21 protein-coding genes and 1 pseudogene are annotated in these 20,489 nt (G+C 63.8%); 13 read left to right on the top strand and 9 right to left on the bottom strand.

Going from position 1 to position 20,489, the window contains the following annotated elements; all coding sequences use genetic code 11:
- Positions 1-555 (top strand): annotated as a pseudogene (locus tag ACLHHB_RS15115) (cobaltochelatase subunit CobS); the annotation flags it as partial.
- 351 nt (positions 556-906) lie between these two features.
- Here ACLHHB_RS15115 and ACLHHB_RS15110 read toward each other — a convergent pair.
- A complete protein-coding gene (locus ACLHHB_RS15110; protein ID WP_410219105.1) occupies positions 907-1,491 on the bottom strand; it encodes an NADPH-dependent FMN reductase in 585 nt (194 codons plus the stop codon).
- A 160-nt stretch (positions 1,492-1,651) separates the two neighbouring features.
- On the opposite strand from ACLHHB_RS15110, the gene cobT reads away from it, so the two are divergent.
- Entirely contained in the window at positions 1,652-3,520 is a 1,869-nt protein-coding gene (gene cobT, locus ACLHHB_RS15105; protein ID WP_410219104.1) for a cobaltochelatase subunit CobT, read from the top strand.
- 26 nt (positions 3,521-3,546) lie between these two features.
- Here the strand turns inward: cobT and ACLHHB_RS15100 are convergent, their stop codons facing one another.
- Positions 3,547-4,377 (bottom strand): NAD-dependent epimerase/dehydratase family protein, encoded by an 831-nt coding sequence (locus ACLHHB_RS15100; RefSeq protein WP_410219103.1) that lies wholly within the window; start codon positions 4,375-4,377, stop codon positions 3,547-3,549.
- The gene (locus tag ACLHHB_RS15095) at positions 4,377-5,249 is read right to left on the bottom strand and encodes a glycosyltransferase (protein WP_410219102.1); all 873 of its coding nucleotides are present in this window, start codon (positions 5,247-5,249) and stop codon (positions 4,377-4,379) included. The genes ACLHHB_RS15100 and ACLHHB_RS15095 overlap by 1 nt, the downstream gene beginning before the upstream one ends.
- 131 nt (positions 5,250-5,380) lie before the next feature.
- Here ACLHHB_RS15095 and ACLHHB_RS15090 point away from each other — a divergent pair, with 131 nt between their 5' ends.
- The 7 genes from ACLHHB_RS15090 (at position 5,381) to ACLHHB_RS15060 (ending at position 13,199) form a co-directional block, all read left to right on the top strand.
- Positions 5,381-6,766 carry an FAD-binding oxidoreductase gene (locus ACLHHB_RS15090; protein WP_410219101.1) on the top strand — a complete coding sequence of 462 codons (1,386 nt, stop codon included), beginning with the start codon at positions 5,381-5,383 and terminating at the stop codon, positions 6,764-6,766.
- Between the two features lie 45 nt (positions 6,767-6,811).
- Positions 6,812-7,126: a hypothetical protein gene (locus ACLHHB_RS15085; RefSeq protein ID WP_410219100.1), complete on the top strand. Its 315-nt coding sequence runs from the start codon at positions 6,812-6,814 to the stop codon at positions 7,124-7,126.
- A gap of 174 nt (positions 7,127-7,300) precedes the next feature.
- A complete protein-coding gene (locus tag ACLHHB_RS15080; RefSeq protein ID WP_410219107.1) occupies positions 7,301-8,098 on the top strand; it encodes a GH25 family lysozyme in 798 nt (265 codons plus the stop codon).
- Positions 8,071-8,733, top strand: a complete 663-nt coding sequence (locus ACLHHB_RS15075; protein WP_410219099.1) for a type II CAAX prenyl endopeptidase Rce1 family protein — start codon at positions 8,071-8,073, stop codon at positions 8,731-8,733. Before ACLHHB_RS15080 ends, ACLHHB_RS15075 begins: the two co-directional genes overlap by 28 nt.
- A gap of 74 nt (positions 8,734-8,807) precedes the next feature.
- The gene (gene aspS / locus ACLHHB_RS15070; RefSeq protein ID WP_410219098.1) at positions 8,808-10,583 is read left to right on the top strand and encodes an aspartate--tRNA ligase; all 1,776 of its coding nucleotides are present in this window, start codon (positions 8,808-8,810) and stop codon (positions 10,581-10,583) included.
- Between the two features lie 71 nt (positions 10,584-10,654).
- The gene (locus ACLHHB_RS15065) at positions 10,655-12,022 is read left to right on the top strand and encodes a DUF1800 family protein (RefSeq protein ID WP_410219097.1); all 1,368 of its coding nucleotides are present in this window, start codon (positions 10,655-10,657) and stop codon (positions 12,020-12,022) included.
- 4 nt (positions 12,023-12,026) lie between these two features.
- Positions 12,027-13,199, top strand: a complete 1,173-nt coding sequence (locus tag ACLHHB_RS15060; protein WP_410219096.1) for a DUF1501 domain-containing protein — start codon at positions 12,027-12,029, stop codon at positions 13,197-13,199.
- Here ACLHHB_RS15060 and ACLHHB_RS15055 read toward each other — a convergent pair whose 3' ends face one another.
- A complete protein-coding gene (locus tag ACLHHB_RS15055; RefSeq protein WP_410219095.1) occupies positions 13,200-13,931 on the bottom strand; it encodes a response regulator in 732 nt (243 codons plus the stop codon).
- Between the two features lie 128 nt (positions 13,932-14,059).
- Here ACLHHB_RS15055 and mce point away from each other — a divergent pair, with 128 nt between their 5' ends.
- A complete protein-coding gene (gene mce, locus ACLHHB_RS15050; RefSeq protein WP_410219094.1) occupies positions 14,060-14,464 on the top strand; it encodes a methylmalonyl-CoA epimerase in 405 nt (134 codons plus the stop codon).
- Positions 14,464-14,733, top strand: a complete 270-nt coding sequence (locus tag ACLHHB_RS15045) for a DUF1467 family protein (protein ID WP_410219093.1) — start codon at positions 14,464-14,466, stop codon at positions 14,731-14,733. Before mce ends, ACLHHB_RS15045 begins: the two co-directional genes overlap by 1 nt.
- Here the strand turns inward: ACLHHB_RS15045 and ACLHHB_RS15040 are convergent.
- From ACLHHB_RS15040 to ACLHHB_RS15030, 3 genes are read right to left on the bottom strand one after another with little or no spacing between them, the layout of a single operon-like run.
- Entirely contained in the window at positions 14,690-15,406 is a 717-nt protein-coding gene (locus tag ACLHHB_RS15040) for an EI24 domain-containing protein (RefSeq protein ID WP_410219092.1), read from the bottom strand. The two genes, ACLHHB_RS15045 and ACLHHB_RS15040, sit on opposite strands and share 44 nt — an antisense overlap.
- Positions 15,403-15,975 (bottom strand): nitroreductase, encoded by a 573-nt coding sequence (locus ACLHHB_RS15035; RefSeq protein ID WP_410219091.1) that lies wholly within the window; start codon positions 15,973-15,975, stop codon positions 15,403-15,405. Before ACLHHB_RS15035 ends, ACLHHB_RS15040 begins: the two co-directional genes overlap by 4 nt.
- A gap of 59 nt (positions 15,976-16,034) precedes the next feature.
- Positions 16,035-16,280: a hypothetical protein gene (locus ACLHHB_RS15030; RefSeq protein ID WP_410219090.1), complete on the bottom strand. Its 246-nt coding sequence runs from the start codon at positions 16,278-16,280 to the stop codon at positions 16,035-16,037.
- Between the two features lie 144 nt (positions 16,281-16,424).
- On the opposite strand from ACLHHB_RS15030, the gene ACLHHB_RS15025 reads away from it, so the two are divergent.
- Together ACLHHB_RS15025 and ACLHHB_RS15020 are read left to right on the top strand one after the other, a co-directional pair.
- The gene (locus ACLHHB_RS15025) at positions 16,425-17,198 is read left to right on the top strand and encodes a M48 family metalloprotease (RefSeq protein ID WP_410219106.1); all 774 of its coding nucleotides are present in this window, start codon (positions 16,425-16,427) and stop codon (positions 17,196-17,198) included.
- A 249-nt stretch (positions 17,199-17,447) separates the two neighbouring features.
- Positions 17,448-17,819, top strand: a complete 372-nt coding sequence (locus tag ACLHHB_RS15020; RefSeq protein ID WP_410219089.1) for a hypothetical protein — start codon at positions 17,448-17,450, stop codon at positions 17,817-17,819.
- Positions 17,820-17,899: 80 nt separating this feature from the next.
- Here ACLHHB_RS15020 and ilvN read toward each other — a convergent pair whose 3' ends face one another.
- Positions 17,900-18,460, bottom strand: a complete 561-nt coding sequence (ilvN, locus tag ACLHHB_RS15015; protein WP_410219088.1) for an acetolactate synthase small subunit — start codon at positions 18,458-18,460, stop codon at positions 17,900-17,902.
- Between the two features lie 63 nt (positions 18,461-18,523).
- The gene (locus tag ACLHHB_RS15010) at positions 18,524-20,278 is read right to left on the bottom strand and encodes an acetolactate synthase 3 large subunit (RefSeq protein ID WP_410219087.1); all 1,755 of its coding nucleotides are present in this window, start codon (positions 20,276-20,278) and stop codon (positions 18,524-18,526) included.
- Between the last annotated feature and the right edge of the window lie 211 nt (positions 20,279-20,489).

Here is a 20,489-nt window from a genome sequence, read left to right as displayed (position 1 = left end):
GATGCGGGCCGCGCCGACGTGATGTTCGTGATCCAGCGCGTGCTGGAGGCCGAGGGCAAGCTGACGCTTCTGGACCAGAACGAGGTGATCTCTCCGAACCCGTATTTCCGTCTGTTCGCTACCGCGAACACGGTGGGCTTGGGTGACACAACGGGTCTTTACCACGGCACGCAGCAGATCAACCAGGGTCAGATGGACCGCTGGTCGCTGGTTGCCACGCTGAACTATCTTTCCCACGACGCCGAGGCCGCCATCGTTCTGGCCAAGGTGCCGCATTACAACACGGAAAAGGGACGCAAGGTCATCAACCAGATGGTAACGCTGGACGACCTGACCCGCACGGCCTTCATGCAGGGCGATCTGTCCACCGTCATGAGCCCGCGGACAGTGATCTCATGGGCGCAGAACGCGCGGATATTCGACAATGTCGGCTATGCCTTCCGCCTCACCTTCCTGAACAAATGCGACGAACTGGAGCGGCAGACGGTGGCGGAATTCTATCAGCGCCTCTTCGACGAGGAACTGCCGGAAAGCGCTGCGGCCAAGGCCGGCTGACGCCGGAAGCGTTCCTAGGCTGACGATAATCAAGGGCGCGCCCGCGCCCAGTGTCGCGGGCACCTTGTCGTTCGGCAGGCCGCGCCTATCCTTGTCGACGCGTACATTCATGTAGTTGAGCAAGTCATATTTGCGGCGAACCAAGGGCTGTTACAGTTTGCAGCGTCTGGTCGGGCAGATGCCGCTTTGGGGCCATTCGTGGGATCAACACTGTCATGTGCTGGGCAGTCCAAAGGGTTGAGGCGTCAGAAAGAGTTCTGAACAGGCTGCAGGAGCATGCAAAGCTGATGAGTTAACCGCTGGCGGCCTAGGCAGAACAAGGGGCGGGCGCGCTGGCGCGCCTGCCGGCGATCAGGGTTTGGGCGCATCCTTCAGCAGCTTGGCCCAGAAGGTCAGCTCGTCCAGCGTGGCCTCCAGCGATCCTTTCAGATGACCCTCGATCGTGGACATGGGCGCATCTTCGCCCAGCGGAGAAACCTTGAAGAAGTCGCCGCCGCCAATGTGGATCGCGTTGCGCAAGGGCACCATCTGCAACTCGACCGCCATGAGGCGCAGTTGCTCCAGCGCGCGGGCACCGCCCATGCTGCCATAAGCCAAGGCTGCCATGGGCTTGCGATTCCACTCCTTGTAGGCTTGGTCCAGCGCGTTCTTCAGCGCCCCGGTGACCGAATGGTTGTATTCCGCGACAACGAACATGAAGCCGTCGAAGCCGGCCAGCTTGTTCTGCCATGCCACGGCGCGCGGGTCCTGTGACGGGACCCAGAGATTCGACGCGACCTCGTCAAAGAAGGGCAGATCCTGATCGCGCAGGTCGACCAGTTCAAAATCCAGTTCGGGATGGGCGCTGACCTGCTCCATCAGCCACGCTGTCGGCTTGTCGGCAAAGCGGGCCTTGCGGGTGGAACTGACGATGACGGCGATACGGGGTTTCGACATGAGGTCCTCGGGGTTTGGGTGTGGTTCGCCTCGTCAACACCTTCGCAGGGGCCAAGGTTGCCTTGTGGCTGGCTGCACAGCCGCACAGTCCTTGCGCATGGATGCGCGAAGCCTGCCTGCCCCTCTTGTCTGGCGCGACAGGTGGTGTTCTATGGTTGGCATGAAAAAGTCCGACAACCCCGCCGACCCGTTCAAGAAGGCCCTGACCGAGGCGACCCGCGCCCTGGCCGACGAGCGCGAGTTGAATGTCACCTTCAGTGCCGATCCTGCCGGTGTGGCGGGTGACACGATGCGCCTGCCGCAGATCAGCCGCCGGATGGGCCGGGACGAGGTCCTGATGGCGCGCGGAACGGCCGATGCCCTGGCCATGCGAATCCGCCATCATGACGCCGGTCTGCATGCCAAGTATGTTCCTGCCGGGCCCATGGCGCGCGAGTTGTACGAAGCCATGGAAACGGCCCGCTGCGAGGCACTTGGCGCGCGCGACATGCCGGGCGCCTTGTCCAACATCGACGTCAAGATCGGTGCCGAAGCCGACAAGAAGGGCTATGCCCAGATCAAGGCGCCGGCGGATGCGCCCTTGTCGGTGGCTGCGGGCTATATCCTGCGGCAAGCGGCAACAGGGCGCGTGCTGCCCGTCGGCGCGCAGCACGTGGCCGACCTATGGCGGCCTTTCGTGGAAAGCCAGGCCGGTGCGGCCTTGGCCGACGTGAATGCCGCTCTGGCGGATCAGGCGGCCTTTGCACGGTTGTCGCGGCGGATCATCACCGATCTGGGCTATGGCGACCAGCTGGGTGAAGATCCCGACCAGCCGCAGGAGGATGACGCCGAGGATAACGCCGAACAAGACGAAGAGGCCGGCGACAACCAGTCGCGCGACCAGGATGAAAGCGAGGATTCCGAGGCCAGCCCCGAGCGCAGCCAGGAACAGACACAGGACGAACGGCAGGCTCAGGTCAGCATGGACGACGCCTCGGACGAGGAAATGTCGGACGAGGCCGAGATGCCCGACACCGAAACCCCGCCCGACATGCCGCCCCCGGTCAGCGAAGCCAGTGCCGAATACAAGGTGTTCGCCCAAACCTGGGACGAGGAGATTCGCGCCGAGGATCTGGCCGACCCTGCCGAACTGGAGCGCCTGCGCGCTTATCTGGACAAGCAGCTGGAGCCGCTGCGCGGTGCGGTCAGCCGTTTGGCCAACAAGCTGCAGCGCCGCCTGCAGGCGCAGCAGAACCGCAGCTGGGAATTCGACAAGGAAGAGGGCGTTCTGGATGCTGGCCGGCTGGCGCGGGTGGTGGCCAATCCCACCACACCCTTGTCCTTCAAGGTCGAGAAGGACACCGAATTCCGCGACACGGTCGTGACACTGCTGATCGACAATTCAGGCTCCATGCGCGGGCGGCCGATTTCCATCGCCGCGATCTGCGCCGACGTGCTGGCGCGCACGCTGGAACGCTGCAACGTCAAGGTCGAGATCCTAGGCTTTACCACCCGCGCCTGGAAGGGCGGGCAGTCCCGCGAGGCCTGGCTGGCGGCGGGGCGGCCTGCCCAGCCCGGGCGCCTGAATGACCTGCGCCACATCATCTACAAGTCCGCCGATGCGCCCTGGCGTCGGGTCCGCCCGAATCTGGGGCTGATGATGAAGGAAGGGCTGTTGAAGGAAAACATCGACGGCGAGGCGCTGGAATGGGCGCACAAGCGCCTGACTCGCCGGGCCGAGGCGCGCAAGATCCTGATGGTGATCTCTGACGGGGCGCCGGTGGATGATTCGACCCTGTCGGTGAACCCCGCAAATTTCCTGGAGCGTCACCTGCGGGATGTGATCGCGATGGTGGAAAAGCGCCGTGCGATCGAGTTGCTCGCCATCGGCATCGGCCATGACGTGACACGCTATTATGAACGCGCGGTGACCATCACCGATGCAGAGCAACTGGCCGGTGCAATCACCGAGCAGCTGGCGGCCTTGTTCGACAGCGATCCCCGAAAGCGGGCGCGGGTTCTGGGCATGGCCTCGATCAGGCGCGGCTGAGGGTATCCTCGGGCCGCCCGCCACGGTCAGGCGTCGCCCGTGACTGCCGGCATGCGTTCCAGTGTCTTTTTCAGCACGCTCATGCCGCCCGGCCGCCAGCCTGCCGCCTGCAGGGCGCTGCAGTCGGGGATCCGCAGACCGGATGCGTCGGCACGTTCGGGTGGCGGGTGCGGACAGCCCGTCACGTCCCGAACCATTGTCAGCAGGTCGTGGCGGTCCAGGATCAGGTCGCTGCAGTTCACGGTGGGCGGCGGGGCAGGGTGCTCCAGCAGGATCAGCAGGGCCTTTGCAAGATCGGCGCCATGAACCTCGGTCGCGACACGGGGGGTGACAGGGCGGCCGGCGCGATAGTTGGCAATGAGGTCGTTCCATTTTTCTCCGCGGCCCGGTCCATAGACGCCCGTGGCCCGCAGGGCGCAGGTGGCGATTCGGCGCCTGAGGGTGGCCAGATGCGCTTCGGCCCCTGCCTTGACCTGACCGTACAGGCTGGTCGGCGCGGGTGTGAGGTCGTCGGTCAGGCGTGTGCCCGCCGGGTGGCCGTCATGCACCGCGCGCGAGGACAGGAACAGGATGCGCCCGACGCCCGCCCCCATCGCCTGGTCGAACAGGCAAAGGCTGTGATCCAGGTTGGCGGTGACGAAACCTGTCGGGTCTTCTCCCTCGCCTCCACGATAACGGCCGGGAGCATGGGCAAAGGCCGCGTGGATCAGGGCGTCATGGCCTGCCAGAGGCGCATCCTGACCCAGTTGCCAGCCATGGGCGCGGTCCAGCGGGGTCACCTCGTGTCCCGCCTCCCGCAACGCCGCCGCCACGAAATGACCGACGATCCCTGAAGCGCCTGTCAAGACGACGCGCATCAGGCGACGGGGGGGCGCGGCTGCGCCAGCAGGTCGGGCATTGGTCCGCCTGCGGCGATCACGCGCCACAGGTCGATCAGCGGGCGCAGCGCGTCGGACTTGTCGTGGTCCTGCCAGGGCTTCTCGTACTGGAAATGCAGGATCCGGATGTCTTCCCAGCTCCAAAGCTGGGGCATGTGCAGCCACACGTACTGAAGCAGGTTGTGGTGGATCGAGAGCCCGTGCCAGTCGGGAAAGAAGTCCTGCAGAAAGGTCTGGTCCGTGCGCCGCCAGAAGGCGCCGGGCCGGTCTAGGTGGGCCAGCATCCTTACAAAGGTCGCGGGATCGGGCCGCGCGGTGAACACGCCCGAATTCATGCGGTGAAATCCGTCGAGCCCGTCGTAAACATTGGGCGCCGCACAGAATTCCGGCATGTCGAACAGCTTGTCCACCGGGCGGAGGACAATGGCATCGGCATCGATGAACACGCAGCGGTCATAGTCCAGCTGCCACAGGCGCAGCTTGACGAAGTTCTCCAGCGGGGTGTGGAAGGCAGGCTTGCCGCCCTTGGTGAAGGCTGCGCGTGCATGCAGGATGTCCCGGGAATGGGCGTGATCGAAGGCCGTCGATGTGGGCAGCAGGTCCGCGGCGATCAGGCGCGCGCCCGCATCGCGCAGCCGCGCCAGTTCGGCGGCCTCCAACCCCCGGTGCATGACCGCCATATCGGCCCGCGTGCCCGTCAGCCGAAGCGAGCGCAGCAGGGCCTCGGCTCCAGGAAGATAATCGCGGTTGCTGACCAATGTGACAAAGGCATGGTCCGCAACGGGAGGTGCCTCGGCCGTCAGGCCCTCGGCCAGGGCGAGGCCGTGAAAGGGAGGGGGGAACAGGGTCATGGGTGCGCCTTGCGTTCTGGCAGATCCTTCCGACGTTGGGGCCGTCGGCCTGCGGACAGATGACAGAAGCTTGCGGCCCTTGCCAAGTTTGCCGAAAAGAAGGACGTGCCTGTTTCAGCAAAGGATTGCCGATGACCCTGCCTGACACGCTTGTCGCCCGACTGAGTGCCCTTCTGGGCGACCGCTTCAGCACCGGGCGTGCCGACCGGGAACAGCATGCCGCCTCCGAAAGCTTTCATCGCGCGCCACCGCCGGATGGGGTGGTCTTTCCCGAAAGCGCCGAAGAGGTTTCCGCCATCCTTCGCGCCTGCCGCGACGCGGGCGTTGCCGTGATCCCCTGGGGGACCGGCACATCGCTGGAGGGTCATGCGCTGGCAACGCAGGGTGGCATCACGCTGAACCTGCTGCGCATGAACCGCGTGCTGGAGATCAGGGCCGAGGACATGCAGGCCAGCGTCCAGCCCGGCGTCACGCGCGAAGCGTTGAACACCGACCTTCGGGCGACGGGACTGTTCTTTCCCGTCGATCCGGGCGCGAATGCCAGCTTGGGCGGAATGGCCGCGACGCGGGCCAGCGGAACGACGGCCGTGCGCTATGGCACGATGCGCGACAACGTTCTGGCGTTGCAGGTCGTGCTGGCCGACGGCCGGATCATCCGCACCGGCACGCGGGCAGCCAAGTCCAGCGCCGGCTATGACCTGACGGGACTTTTCGTCGGATCGGAGGGAACGCTGGGGGTCATCACCGAACTGACGCTTCGCCTGCGGGGCCAGCCCGAGGAAACCGCCGCGGCCGTCTGCGCCTTTGACAGCCTGCACCATGCCGTGGAATGCGTGACCGCGACCATTCAATCCGGCATTCCGATGGCGCGCATCGAGTTCGTCGATGCGCTGACGGCACGGGCCTTCAACCTCCACTCGGGCACCAGCCTGCCGGAACGACCGCACCTGATGATCGAGTTCCACGGCTCTCCCGGCGCCGTGCGCGAGGATGCCGCCCGCTTTGGCGAGATCGCGGCGGAGATGGGTGCGCAAGGTTTCGACTGGGCCACGACCCCCGAGGATCGTGCGCGCCTTTGGCGGATGCGGCATGGCGCTTATCACGCCGCCTTTTCGCTGCGCCCGGGTGCGGCGGGGGTCATCACCGACATCTGCGTGCCGATGTCGCACCTGGCCGTGGCCGTGGCCGCGGCAGCGGCCGATATCACACAGGCGGGCCTTGTGGGGCCGATCGTGGGGCATGTCGGTGACGGCAATTTCCATTCCCTGCTGCTGATCGATCCCGAAAGCGAGGAGGAGGTCGCGCGGGCCAAGCAGGTTGCCACCCGCATGGCAGAGCGCGCCTTGACGGTGGGCGGCACTGTGACCGGCGAACACGGGATCGGGGTCGGCAAACGTGCCCTGATGGCCGCCGAGCACGGCGAGGCGTGGGAGGTCATGGGGGCGATCAAGGCTGCGCTGGACCCCTGCGGCATCCTGAACCCTGGCAAGCTGGTGCCGGACCGGAACCAAGGGTGACAAGGCGGCGTTCCGCCACGAACCCGAACTGTCGAGGAAGATGTCATGTCCCACAATCACGAGCCTGAACGCGCGGCACGTCGCCACAAGCCCGCGCTCACGGCCTTGGCTTTTGTTCTTGCAGTGGCTCTTGTGGCGTTCTTCGTCTTCCGTCCGGGCGTCAACGAACAGAACGAGGGCATTGCAACCACCCCGCCGCCGGAAGGGACCACTCTCGAGGAAGCTACCGCGACAACAGAACCGGACCGTTCGCCCGCGACCTCGGCGGCCGACACGCCCCTTACGGGTACGGATGCCCCTGCAGGTACGGCCGATCCTGCCGCCGGCGACGACACGCCGCCAGCGCCTGCAGTCAACTGAATCCTCAAGGCCCGGACATCGTCCGGGTCTTTTTCATTTGTCGCTTCTGACGCAGTCGTGACCAGTTCGGGACGATGACATTGCCTCACGCTTTTGAGATAACGCAGCACAATGACGCACAAAGCGCATCGAGCAGTGATCTTGGAACGGAAGGGCGGGGCAGGAATGCACATTCTGAAGAAGCTGGTCTTGGGATTGGCGGTTCTCGCCTTTGCCGTCTCTTGCGCGCGCACGCCCCCGCGCGGCGGCGGCCCGGGTGGTTACCAGGTGGCGCCGGGGCCGGGTGCCAATCCGCAACTGGGCGACCGTCGCCCGCACCAGTGGCAGAACGGTGCGCCTTACGGGCATGCCGTGCACGGCATCGACATCTCTCGCTGGCAGGGGGACATCGACTGGAGCCGCGTGCGCGGTTCCGGCATCAGCTTTGCCTTCATCAAGGCGACCGAAGGGGGCGATCATTCCGATCCGAACTTCCGCCGCTATTGGTACGAGGCCGCGCAAGCCCGCATTCCGCGCGGTGCCTATCACTTCTATTACTTCTGCCGCTCCGGGGCCGAGCAGGCCTATTGGTTCATGCGCAACGTGCCGCGCGAAGCGGGGTCGCTGCCGCCGGTCCTGGATCTGGAGTGGACCAATTCGCGCAACTGCCCGCGCCGGCCGCCGGCCGCCGAGGTCCTGCGCGAGGCCGAGGTCTTCATGCAGATCGTGGGTCGGCATTATGGCCAGCGCCCGATCATCTATACCACCGTCGATTTTTATCGCGAAAACCAGTTGGGCCGCATGAACGCTGACTTCTGGCTTCGCTCGACCGCGGATCACCCCAGCCGGACCTATCCGGGCCAGCGCTGGACCTTCTGGCAATACACCGGCACTGGAATCGTTCCCGGCATCCAGGGCGACACGGATATCAATGCCTTTGCCGGCTCGGCTGCGGATTGGGCGCGATGGTTGCAAGCACGACTGGTGCGGTAGTCCCGCATCGCTGGTTGAAGATCGAATTTGCGGCGCTTTATGTCGGGGCGCCGCTGGCCATCGCGTTGTTCCTCCCGCCCGGTCAGCTGTTCACCGCGCTGGCGCTCTTCAGCGTCGCGGGCCTGGCGTTGCTGTGGATCACCGGCGGGTTCCGCTGGCGGGTCCTTGTGCGGGGCTGGCGGAAGGCGCCGTGGTGGGAGATGCTGGGCATCGCCTTGGCGACCATGGTTGCAGGATGGATCATCCTGACGATCAGCAACCCCGACGCCCTTTTCGCCATTCCGCGCCACAGGCCCGAATTCCTGCTGGTGATCTGGATATTTTATCCGATCCTGTCCGCCCTGCCGCAAGAACTGATCTTCCGCCCCCTATTCTTTCATCGCTATGGCGCGATCCTGCCGCCGGGACAGGCGGCCATCGCATTGAATGCAGCGATCTTTTCCTTTGCCCACCTGATGTACTGGTCTTGGATCGTCGCGATCATGACGTTCGTCGGCGGTTGGATCTTTGCCCGCGCCTATCTGCGCTATGGCTTTCCGGCCGCCTTTCTGCTGCACGCGGTGGCGGGCAACGTGTTGTTTGCGGTGGGCATGGGCGCCTATTTCTACACGGGCAACGTGGTGCGCCCGTTCTGAAGGCTTGTTCTGAGAGGTTGACTTCCCGCCCGTCCCGCGCTTTGTGCGGGGGCTGAATTAGTGGGGAAACGCTCATGCATGCCTATCGCAGCCATACCTGCGGCGATCTGAAAGCCGCCAACGCCGGTGACACCGTCCGCCTGTCGGGCTGGGTGCATCGCGTTCGCGACCACGGGGGCGTGCTGTTCGTGGACCTGCGCGACCATTACGGCATGACACAGGTGCTGGCCGACAGCGACAGCCCCGCCTTTGCCGCAATGGACAAGCTGCGTGCCGAAACGGTGATCCGCATCGACGGCCGGGTCAAGCTGCGCGACGCATCGCTGGTCAACCCCAAGCTGCCCACAGGCGACATCGAGGTTTATGCCGTTGATCTTGAAGTTCTGGGTCCTGCGGACGAACTGCCGCTGCCTGTCTTCGGCGACCAGGACTATCCGGAGGAAACGCGTCTCGCCTACCGCTTTCTGGACCTGCGCCGCGACAGCCTGCACAACAATATCATGCTGCGCTCCAAGGTGATCCGCTCGATCCGCAACCGCATGTGGGATCAGAACTTCACCGAGTTCCAGACACCCATCATCACGGCATCGTCCCCCGAGGGCGCGCGTGACTTTCTGGTGCCCTCGCGCCTGCACCCGGGCAAGTTCTATGCGCTGCCGCAGGCGCCCCAGCAGTTCAAGCAGCTGATCATGGTCGCGGGTTTTGACAAGTATTTCCAGATCGCGCCCTGCTTTCGCGACGAGGACCCGCGGGCCGACCGCTCTCCTACGGACTTCTACCAGCTGGACATGGAGATGTCCTTTGTCGAGCAGGAGGACGTCTTTGCCACTGTCCAGCCCGTCATCCAGGGCCTGTTCGAGGAATTCGGCGGCGGCCGCCGCGTTGACGCCGACTGGCCGCGCATTCCCTATGCCGAGGCGTTGCTGAAATACGGCAGCGACAAGCCTGACCTGCGCAACCCGATCGAGATGCAGGTGGTCAGCGACCATTTCCGCGGCTCGGGCTTTGGCATTTTTGCCAAGCTGCTGGAACAGGACGGGACCGAGGTCCGCGCCATTCCCGCGCCGACAGGCGGCAGCCGCAAGTTCGCCGACCGCATGAACGCATTTGCCCAACAGCAGGGCCTGCCCGGCATGGGCTATATCTTCTGGCGCAAGGCCGAGGACGGGTCGACCGAGGCGGCAGGTCCGATCGCCAAGGCACTGGGTGCTGACAAGACCGAAGCCATCCGCATCCAGCTAGGTCTTGCCGAGGGTGACGCGGCCTTCTTCCTGGGCGGCAAGCCCGAACAGTTCGAAGCTGTCGCCGGCCGCGCGCGCAACGAGATCGGTCGCGAGCTGGCCCTGGTTGACGAAAACCAGTTCAAGTTCGCCTGGATCGTCGATTTCCCGATGTACGAGAAGACCGACGAGGGCAAGATCGACTTCAGCCACAACCCATTCTCGATGCCGCAGGGGGGCATGGAGGCGCTGAACGGCGACCCGCTGAAGGTGCTGGGCTATCAGTACGACCTGGCCTGCAACGGATATGAGCTGATCAGCGGCGCGATCCGCAACCACAAGCCCGAGATCATGTTCAAGGCCTTTGAACTGGCGGGCTACCCGGCCTCCGAAGTCGAGAAGCGCTTTGGCGGCATGGTCAAGGCGTTCCGCTATGGCGCGCCCCCGCACGGCGGCTGCGCGGCCGGCATCGACCGGATCGTCATGCTGCTGGCGGACGAGCAGAACATCCGCGAGGTGATCATGTTCCCGATGAACCAGCGCGCCGAGGACCTGATGATGGGTGCTCCGTCCGAACCCACGAACGAGCAGATGCGCGATCTGCGCCTGCGCACGTTGCCGAAAGAGTGAACTGACGGAACGACCTCTCTCATGGCACTGTGCTGCAGAGAAGACTGCAGCCTTTGGGAGAGGGTCCCACCATGTCGCTGCCCTATGACCAGTTGGCCGCGCTGCGCCTCGGCTTCGGCCTGTCGCCGCATCATGTCCCCCCGGCGGATGCGAAAGGATTCGCCGAGGCCGTCGCGCTGGCCGCACCGGGCCGGCGCACCGTCAGGCTTGACCGCATTCGCGAAATGCAGATCGAACTGAAGTGGCTTCAGGCACTGGCCCGCGAGGGGACGAAGGAAGCGGACCGCACTTGGCGCCAGTATCGGCTGGGAATGTTCCAGGCATTCGGCGACAGTGTGCTGGAACGTTTTGCCCGGGTGGCGGACGATCCTTGCGGATTCGGTGAACGGCTGGTGGCCTTTTGGGCCAATCATTTCACCGTCCGGGGCGGCACCCCCCATACCAGCATGATGACGGCGTCATTGGTCGACGAAGCCATCCGCCCGCATCTGTCAGGCCGCTTTGCCGACATGATAGTGGCTGCGGAAACGCATCCCGCCATGCTGATCTATCTGGATCAGGTGCGATCGGTAGGGCCGAACTCGGCTGCGGCACGCAAGAAGCCCGATCGTGCCATGGGGCTGAACGAAAACCTTGCACGCGAGATGATCGAACTGCACAGCCTGGGGGTGGGGGCGGAATACAGCCAGCAGGATGTCGAGGCCTTGGCCCGCCTGCTGACCGGCCTGACCTACAACCCGCAGAAGCCCGGCGTTTTTGCTGCGGCGCAGGCCGAACCCGGAACGGACAGGGTCTTGGGGCAGGATTATGGCGGCACAAAGGGCAGCCTCGATGACATCCGCGCCGTGATCGAGGATCTGGCCCGGCACGAGGCGACTGCCCGCCATCTGGCCCGCAAGCTGGCGATCCATTTCATTGCCGATGATCCTCCGCAGCCGCTGGTGGAGCGGCTGGCCGGGGTCTTTATCGACAGCCAGGGCAACCTTGCTGCAATCAACCTGGCGCTGGCCGAGGCGCCCGAGCTCGAGAGCAATTTTCGCGCCAAATTGCGCCCACCGTTCGAATTCATCGCAGGAAGCCTGCGCAGCCTGGGCCTGACCGGGCAGGATTTGTGGACATGGCCGCGCAAGCAGCGCCAGCAGATGCTGTTGCAGCCGCTGGAGGTCATGGGCCAACCATGGGCGCGACCGGACGGTCCGGACGGCTGGCCGGAGGCGGCCGAGGCTTGGGGAACGCCGCAAGGCATCGCTACCCGGATCAACTGGGCCATGCAGAATCCCTCCAAGCTGCTGCCGCAGCTGCCGGACCCGCGCGGGTTCCTGCAAAGCGCCTTGGGCGACAGCGCCTCCGAGCCCCTGCGATGGGCTGTTCCAAGGGCCGAGAGCGCGGCCGAGGGGGTGGCGCTGGTGCTGGCCTCGGCCGACTTCAACCGGAGGTGACCCGATGATCAACCGACGCCTGTTCCTGACATCCGCGGCTCTGATCGGGTGTTCGGCTGCCGCGCATCCTTTGCTGACGCCGATGGCGCTTGCCGCGGCGCCCGGGGAAAACCGGCTGGTGGTCATCATCCTGCGCGGTGCCATGGATGGGCTGGACGCTTTTCAGCCTTATGGGGACCCAAATCTGCCGGGCCTTCGCCAAACGCTGTCGTTGGGGCCTGATCACGGCGCAACCGATCTGGACGGTTTCTTTGCGCTTCATCCCGGGCTGTCGGATCTGTTACCTTTGTGGCGGTCCGGAGAATTGGGTTTTGCGCCCGCAGTATCGACGCCTTATCGCGACAAGCGCAGCCATTTCGACGGCCAGAACATGCTGGAGGCGGGAACGGGTACCGATATGGGTCTGGACGGCCAGCGCGATGGCTGGCTGAACCGGCTGCTGCAACACATGCCTGGGCAGAGTTCGGAAACGGCCTATTCGGTCGGCGTGGAGGAAATGCGCATCCTGCAGGGGCCTGCGCCCGCAAAAAGCTGGGCCCCGCAGGCGACCCTGACGCTTGGTCCGCAGGCCGAGCGTCTGCTGACCCACATCTATCATGACGATCCGCTGTTCCGAGAGGCGGGAATGCAGGCAATGGAGATTGCGGCGGGGTTGAAGTCCGAAGGCGTGAAGCCCCTGCCGCAAGAGCATCTGGCACTGGCCCAGTTTGCCGCCGATCGTCTGAACCGGGATACACGGATCGCGACATTCTCGCTGTCCGGTTGGGACACGCATGCCCGGCAGGCGGGCAGCATGACCAATGCCCTCAGGCGGTTGGCTGCGACCATTCTTGCACTGCGCGACGGGCTGGGGTTCCACTGGGGCAGCACAACCGTCATGGCCATGACCGAGTTCGGCCGTACTGCGCGCGAAAACGGCTCGGGCGGGACGGACCATGGAACCGGGGGCACGATGATGATGGCCGGCGGCGCAGTGCGGGGCGGGCGCGCCCTGAGCGGCTGGCCGGGCCTGGGCCAGGGGGATCTGTATGACGGGCGTGACCTGATGCCTGTGCGGGATATCCGCGCCTATGCGGCCTGGGCCATGCATGCCAAGTTCGGTATTCCAAAGGCTGCGCTGGAGGGCGCGGTGTTTCCGGATCTGGACATGGGTGGCGATCCGGGCTTTCTGGCCTGATTACATCTCCGCCACGCGGGACAACCGGTCGTGGACCATGCCGCTGATCCGCGCCAGGTCCGTGGCCAAGGCATGTCCGGCCTGATGGTCGCGGGCCAGCGCGGCCGCCGCGGCCTCCAGCGCCGGATCATGGGCGGAACGGGCGACCCCTGCCAGAAAGCGGGCGATATAGTCGATCTCGGTCGTGTCCTGCGCCGTGGACAGGACATCTGCCACATGGGTCAGGTCATCGCGCAAACCGGACGGATCGGGCTGGATCACGTCATCGGGCAGGACGCGGAGGCCGCTGCCCAGCAAGTTCGGCAGCCTGTCCAGGATGGCCTGCTGGAATATCGCCAAGCTTTCCACGGGCTTTGGCAGGAAATTGTCGGCCCCTGCCCGCAGCGCCTCGTCCCGCCGGTCCGCATCGCCGGACATCGCCAGGATCACCGGCACGCGGGGCTGAGAGTTGTGCATTTCGGCGATCAGGCTCATGCCGTCGCCATCGGGCAATCCCAGATCGACGATGACCACCGCCGGACGATAGCTGCACAAGTGCCGTGCCGCTGAACGCAAACAATCCGCGCGGCGAATGCGCGCACCCGACTTGAGGCACAGGAGCCGAACAGCCTCGCTGGCGAAGCGCGAATCCTCGATCACCAGAACCGTCAGGCCGGTCAGAGGCCGGCGCGGCAAGGATAAACGCCATTGCGGCAAGGGCTTGTCCGGGCTGGCTGCGGTATTGGTCAACATGTCATGATCCCCGTCCATGTCTTCACGAACATTAAAGCGGCGATTCGCTAAGAAGCGGTTAAAAATTGCGTCGAATCTTTCGCTCGTGCCAAAGACGCCATAGATAAGTGCCCTTGACGGAGAACCTCATGATCGGTCGCCTGAACCATATTGCCATCGCCGTTCCGGACCTTGACGCCGCGTCGCGCCAGTATGCACAAACCTTGGGTGCCAAGGTCGGGTCACCCCAGAACGAGCCCGATCACGGCGTGACCGTTGTCTTCATCGAACTGCCCAACACAAAGGTCGAGCTGCTTCACCCCCTTGGCGAGAACAGCCCGATCCAGGGGTTCCTGGACAAGAACCCGTCGGGCGGTATCCATCACATGTGTTTCGAGGTCGATGACATCCTCGCCGCCCGTGACACGTTGCAGGCCGAAGGGGCGCGCGTGCTGGGCACGGGCGAACCCAAGATCGGCGCCCATGGCAAGCCGGTGCTGTTCCTGCACCCCAAGGACTTCAACGGCTGCCTGATTGAACTGGAGCAAGTCTGATGAACCTGACCGGCGGCATCGTCCTTTTCGCATCCTTGTGGTTTCTGACCCTGTTCGTGGTCATGCCCATCGGCCAGCGCAGCCAGGCCGACGCGGGCGTCGTCGAGCCGGGCACCCATGCCGGCGCGCCTTCCGACGTGCCTTGGCGGCGCAAGCTGCTGTGGACGACGGGGATCACGTCGGTTCTTTGGGCCATCATCGCCTTTGTCATCCTGGGCGGGCTGGTCACCCGCGCCGATATCTCGCATCTGGATCAGCTTTTCCGCTGATGATGTGGAAAAGATGCGTGAACGTTGCCGCTGCCAGCAAGGGCAGGGCGATGTTCACCAGCGGAATGGTCAGCCCGACCGCGACCAGCACCCCCGTCAAGGTTACCCGGCTCGAATAACGGCGGCGCAGGTCGTGCGCTGCCGTTTCGGAAAGATGGCGGCGCGCGGCCATCTGGAAGAACTCGCGTCCCAGCAGCCAGCCGTTCGCGCCATAGAACAGCAGCGGCGCCAGGGGCCCGAGGAAGGGTGTCAGCAACAGGGTCATGACCGCGACGCCGAACACTGCCGCAACAACGGCCAGCGACTCCAGCAGCCCGTCGAAAAAGTCCAGCGACGTGCCGCGCCGTTGGGGATAGTGGACATCCTCCACCGCCTCGGCCACGTTTTCGGCGAAAAGCCCGGCAAAGCCTGCCGCCACAGGTGCCATCAGGAAGAAGCCCAGGACCGGGAACAGCGCCAGCGAGCCCCAGGACAGGATCTCGGCAAACTGGACCTGTCCCATCCAGGGCAGGGTCACACCTCCCGGCAACCACAGGCGGATCATCCAGAAAATTGCCGTTTGCAGACCGATGAACAGCAGGATCGTCAGACCGATCCCCAGCACGACCAGCTTCAGGATGGATGGGCGCAGAAGGTCCTGCCACCCCCGCAGAAAGGCGGTCATGACCGTCATGGGCGCCACTGCGTCTTGGTGGCGATGTCCGGGCGGGGACGCTCGGGCGGAGTCTCACCCCGCGTGCCGATATGGATCAGCCCCGCCACGCGCTCGTGCTCTTCAAGGCCCAGATGGGCCTGCGAGAATGCCTGATCCAGGGCGGCAAAACCCGTCAGCCAGGCCGCCCCCCATCCCGAGGCCAGCGCGGCATTCACCAGTCCCAGACAGACGGCACCTGCCGACAGAACCTGCTCCCACTGGGGGACCTTGGGGCTGTCCACGGGGGAAGAGATGACCGCCACGATCACCGGAGACTGCATGGCAGATGCCGCCTTGTCGGCTGCCGCCTCGTCCTGACCGCTTTGCAGGACTGCGTCGCGCAGCCGGGGTGCCAGCGCCTCCAAGGTCCGGCGCCCGAGAACGACGAACCGCCAAGGCTCAAGCTTGCCATGATCGGGAGCACGGGCGGCCAGCGACAAAAGACGGGTCAGTTCTTCGGGATCAGGTCCGGGTGCGCGCAGCAGCTTGGGCGGGTGCGAGCGGCGCATGGCCAGAAAGCGCAGCGCCTCCTCGTTACGGTGATTCATGAGGTCCTCGTTGATGATCTTGTCGATGGGGGTTGGTCAGGCGCCCATGTCCGGGCAACCTAGCCCTGCTTCTCGATGCGGTAATTGCCCTCGGGCAGATTGAGCGCCAGCCGCAACTCGGTCAGCTGGTGCATGGACAGCGAAATCCGGACCACCTCGTCGCCCTCATCGCTCATCTGCTCCAGAATCACCCGGTCGTCAAAGCTGAGGATGACCACATCCTCGTTCAAGGGGCGGGTCTTCGGCTCGGCTTCATCGATCAGGGTGATCACGGTCGCGTCGAAATCATGCTCGATGGTGAACATCCGAATCTCCTTGGTTAATCCTCGACAATCGCGTGAAGTTCGCCTGGCAGCAAGCAGGCGGGGTTTACGCCGCGATCCTGCAGGGTAAACTGCGCGGCAGATCGAAAAGCCGGTATGCCGGCGGACAGGGCAGGACAGATGCGGATGGTCAAGGCAAGCCGGTTGATGGCGGGAATCGCGGCGGCCGCCCTGACGCTGGCTGGCTGTGCACCCGCGCCCATGGCAACCGGGCCGTATCAAGCGCCGTCTCCTGCCGCACAGGCGCCGCTTCCGTTGCCCGCTCCGGCCGCGCCGCATGACCTTTCCCCTGATGGCGCCGCGCGGACCTTCGTGCAGGTGATGCGCCGGATGGAGCCCGCGGTTCGCCAAGACTGCCTGAACCGCCGGACCCGGCCGATCAATTGTGATTTCGTCTTCGTCGTGGATGACCGGCCGGGGCTGGAGCCGAATGCCTTCCAGACGGTTGATCGCAACGGCCGGCCCATTGTCGGCTTTACGCTGTCGTTGATTGCCCAAACGCGCAATGCCGACGAAATCGCATTCGTTGTCGGGCACGAGGCGGCGCATCACATTCTCAATCACCTTGATCGCAAGTCGGGCGCGGCCACGACGGCAGCCGTCGTGCTGGGCAGCATCGCAAGTGCCTATGGAGGCGACCAGTCAGCCATAGAGCGCGCGCAGGAAATTGGCGCCTCCGTCGGCGCCCGGTACTATTCGCGCGACTGGGAGCTGGAGGCAGATTACCTAGGGTCGATCCTGACGATGAATGCCGGCTTTGACCCCATCAATGGCTCCCGGTTGTTCGAACGAATTCCGGATCCGGGGAATCATGTCCTTGGTACGCACCCGTCACGTGCGCAGCGTCTGGCACAGGTGCGGCGCGCGGTGGGAGACGTCCAGGCCGGCCGCGTTCGCTGAAACATTTTTGACAAAATCGGAACGATCGTCCACGCGTTGAAGGCGCGCGTAAACCTTTGTTACTGCAATGCAAGGAAGGTTGTGCCGGTCACGCAACAGGACACCTTCTGAGCGAGAAAAAATCGCGTACCAATAAAAAATAACTGGCTAATCGGCGGTTTTCTGCTTTATTCGCACTAAGGTTTGCACAAATGCACTTAAACTGACAACAACAGGCGCGGTTGCGCCGTTTCTAATAAAGGGGCGCCCATGATTGGCGTTGTCGTATGGAGCAGTGGTCCGCGCGAAAAGGCGATCATCTGGTGCGAAGATCAAGCGACTCTGGCTTATCTGCAAGGGTATGAAAACCTTGCCAGCAGCCTGAATTGGCCGCAACCCGGGGATCTGGTGGAACTGGAGACGCGAACGGTCGGCAACCTTCGTCATGCCCTGAACGTGTCGATGTTATCGGAGCAGGGATGTCCGGATCTTCCGCGCATGCTGTCCGAAGCGTCGCCAGTCCAGCGGCAGCCTCATCTTCGGGTGGTGGGCGGAAGCGAATCAGCTGTACAATACACTCAGCCTTCGGCACCGCCCGAGCCGCAATACTACGATTTGCCACTGGTCGGCGCAGCTCACTGACCGGCCTGAGTATATCCTGGGTTCAGGTTTACAACAGGCTTTATCCAAAAGCCGGCCTTTCAGGGGCCGGCCTTTTCCATTCAAAATCCCCGCGCAAGCGCGGCAACTCCGGTTCGGGTCAGTTCTACCAGTCCCAAGGGCCTCATCAGATCAGCAAACGCTTCAAGCTTTGATTGGGTTCCCACCAATTCGAAAATAAAACTCTCCAAAGTGGAATCCACGACATTGGCGCGAAAAATCTCGGCGATGCGTAGGGCTTCGACGCGTTTCTCGCCATGCCCGCGCACCTTGAACAGTCCCAGCTCACGCTCAACCACCGGACCTTCCACAGTCAGGTCATGCACCTCGTGAACCACAACGATGCGGCCCAGCTGCGCCTTGATCTGCTCGATGACGGAGGGAGTGCCTCGGGTCACCACCGTGATGCGTGATCTGTGGCCAGTATGGTCAATTTCGGCCACGGTCAGGCTGTCGATATTGTAGCCGCGGCCCGAGAACAGCCCGATGACGCGCGCCAGCACGCCCGGCTCGTTTTCAACCAGGATCGCCAGCGTGTGGCTTTCCTCGACCTGCGAATGCGGATCGCGAAGATCATAGGCCGACTGGCTGGACATGCCTGTCTGGATATTCAGTGCGTTCATGCTTCTGTCCCTTATCGTCTGTGCAGCAAGTCCGGAGGAGTGGGAAACATGTTCCCAATCGCTTCAGACCAGAACGGCACCTTCGGTCTCGATCACACCGAGGGTTTCTGCCTCGCCCATCAGCATCTCGTTATGTGGCTTTCCCGAAGGGATCATCGGGAAGCAGTTCTCGTGCTTCTCGACCAGCACGTCCAGAATGAAGGGACCGTCGTAATCGATCATCTGCTGGATCGCCGCATCCAGATCCTTGGGATCGCGCACCTGTGCGCCCTTGCAGCCAAAGGCTTCCGCCAGCTTGACGAAATCCGGCAGGCTGTCGGACCATGACTGGCTGTAACGCTCGCCATGCAGCAGCTGCTGCCACTGGCGCACCATGCCAAGGCGCTCGTTGTTCAGGATGAACTGCTTGACGGGCAGGCGGAACTGAATTGCCGTTCCCATTTCCTGCATGTTCATCAGCCAGCTGGCATCGCCTGCGACATTGATGACCAGAGCCTCGGGATGCGCCATCTGCACGCCGATGCTGGCCGGCAGACCATAGCCCATCGTGCCCAGACCGCCCGATGTCATCCAACGGTTCGGACCCTCAAAGCCCAGATACTGCGCCGCCCACATCTGGTGCTGCCCCACCTCGGTCGTGATGTAACGGTCGTGACCCTTGGTCAGCGCTTCCAGCCGCTGCAGCGCATGCTGCGGCTTGATGATCGTGTCGCTGTTGCGAAAGCCGAGGCAGTTCTTGGCACGCCACTGCTCGATCTGGCCCCACCACTGCTTCAGCGCCGGGCTGTTCACCTTGCGGCCGCGCGATTTCCAGACCTTCAGCAGGTCCTCCAGCACATGACCGACGTCCCCGACGATGGGCACATCGACCCGGACCACCTTGTTGATGGAAGAAGGGTCGATGTCGATATGCGCCTTGACCGAACCGGGGCTAAAGTCCGCGATGCGCCCCGTGATGCGGTCATCAAAGCGTGCACCGATGTTGATCATCAGGTCGCAGTCATGCATCGCCAGGTTCGACTCATAGGTACCGTGCATGCCCAGCATGCCCAACCATCCCTTGCCCGAAGCAGGATATGCACCCAGCCCCATCAACGTCGAGGTCACGGGAAAGCCAGTCGCTTCGGCCAGTTCGAACAGCAGCTGGCTGGCTGCGGGACCCGAATTGATGACGCCGCCGCCCGTATAGAAGATCGGCCGTTCGGCCCGCTCCATCAGTTCGACCAAGCGGGTGATGGCTGCCAGATCACCCTTGCGGGCGGGCTGATAATGGCCGGTGTCGGCCTGCTTGGGACCGACATAGGTTCCTGTCGCGAACTGGACATCCTTGGGGATGTCGATCAGGACCGGCCCGGGACGTCCCGATGTGGCGACATGGAACCCCTTGTGGATCGTTTCCGACAGCTTGTCCGTATCCTTGACCAGCCAGTTGTGCTTGGTGCAGGGGCGGGTGATGCCGACCGTATCGGCCTCCTGAAAGCCATCGGTGCCGATCATGAAGGTGGGCACCTGGCCCGACAGGACGACCAGCGGGATCGAATCCAGCAGCGCATCGGTCAGGCCGGTGACCGCATTGGTCGCCCCCGGCCCTGATGTCACCAGCACGACGCCCGGCTTGCCCGTGGCACGGGCATAACCCTCTGCCATGTGAACCGCGCCCTGTTCATGGCGGACCAGCACATGGGTGATGTCGTTCTGCTGGAAAATCTCGTCATAAATGGGTAGCACGGCCCCGCCCGGATAGCCGAATACGGTATCGACGCCCTGATCGCGCAGCGCCTCGACCACCATTCTCGCACCCGTCATTGTTCGGGACATCGTCTTGCTCCATCCATCTGACACACGCACCGAAAGCACAGGATGTGGTCCCGGCGTCGGCGCAAACTATGGTCACACCATGGCAGGGTCAATGGGGTTCGATGGATAAAGTGACGCAGGCAGAGCCTTATTTGAAATTTTCTTTCGCGTCTCGATTCTATCTGTCGAACTGCGGCAGGGCGATTCGTGCCACCTGTTCGACAATGGGATC

The organism is Paracoccus sp. (in: a-proteobacteria) (genome assembly GCF_046462195.1).
Taxonomy (GTDB): domain Bacteria; phylum Pseudomonadota; class Alphaproteobacteria; order Rhodobacterales; family Rhodobacteraceae; genus Paracoccus.
The sequence above is the reverse complement of the archived record's forward strand: the minus strand, read 5'-3'. Positions and strand labels throughout refer to the sequence as shown.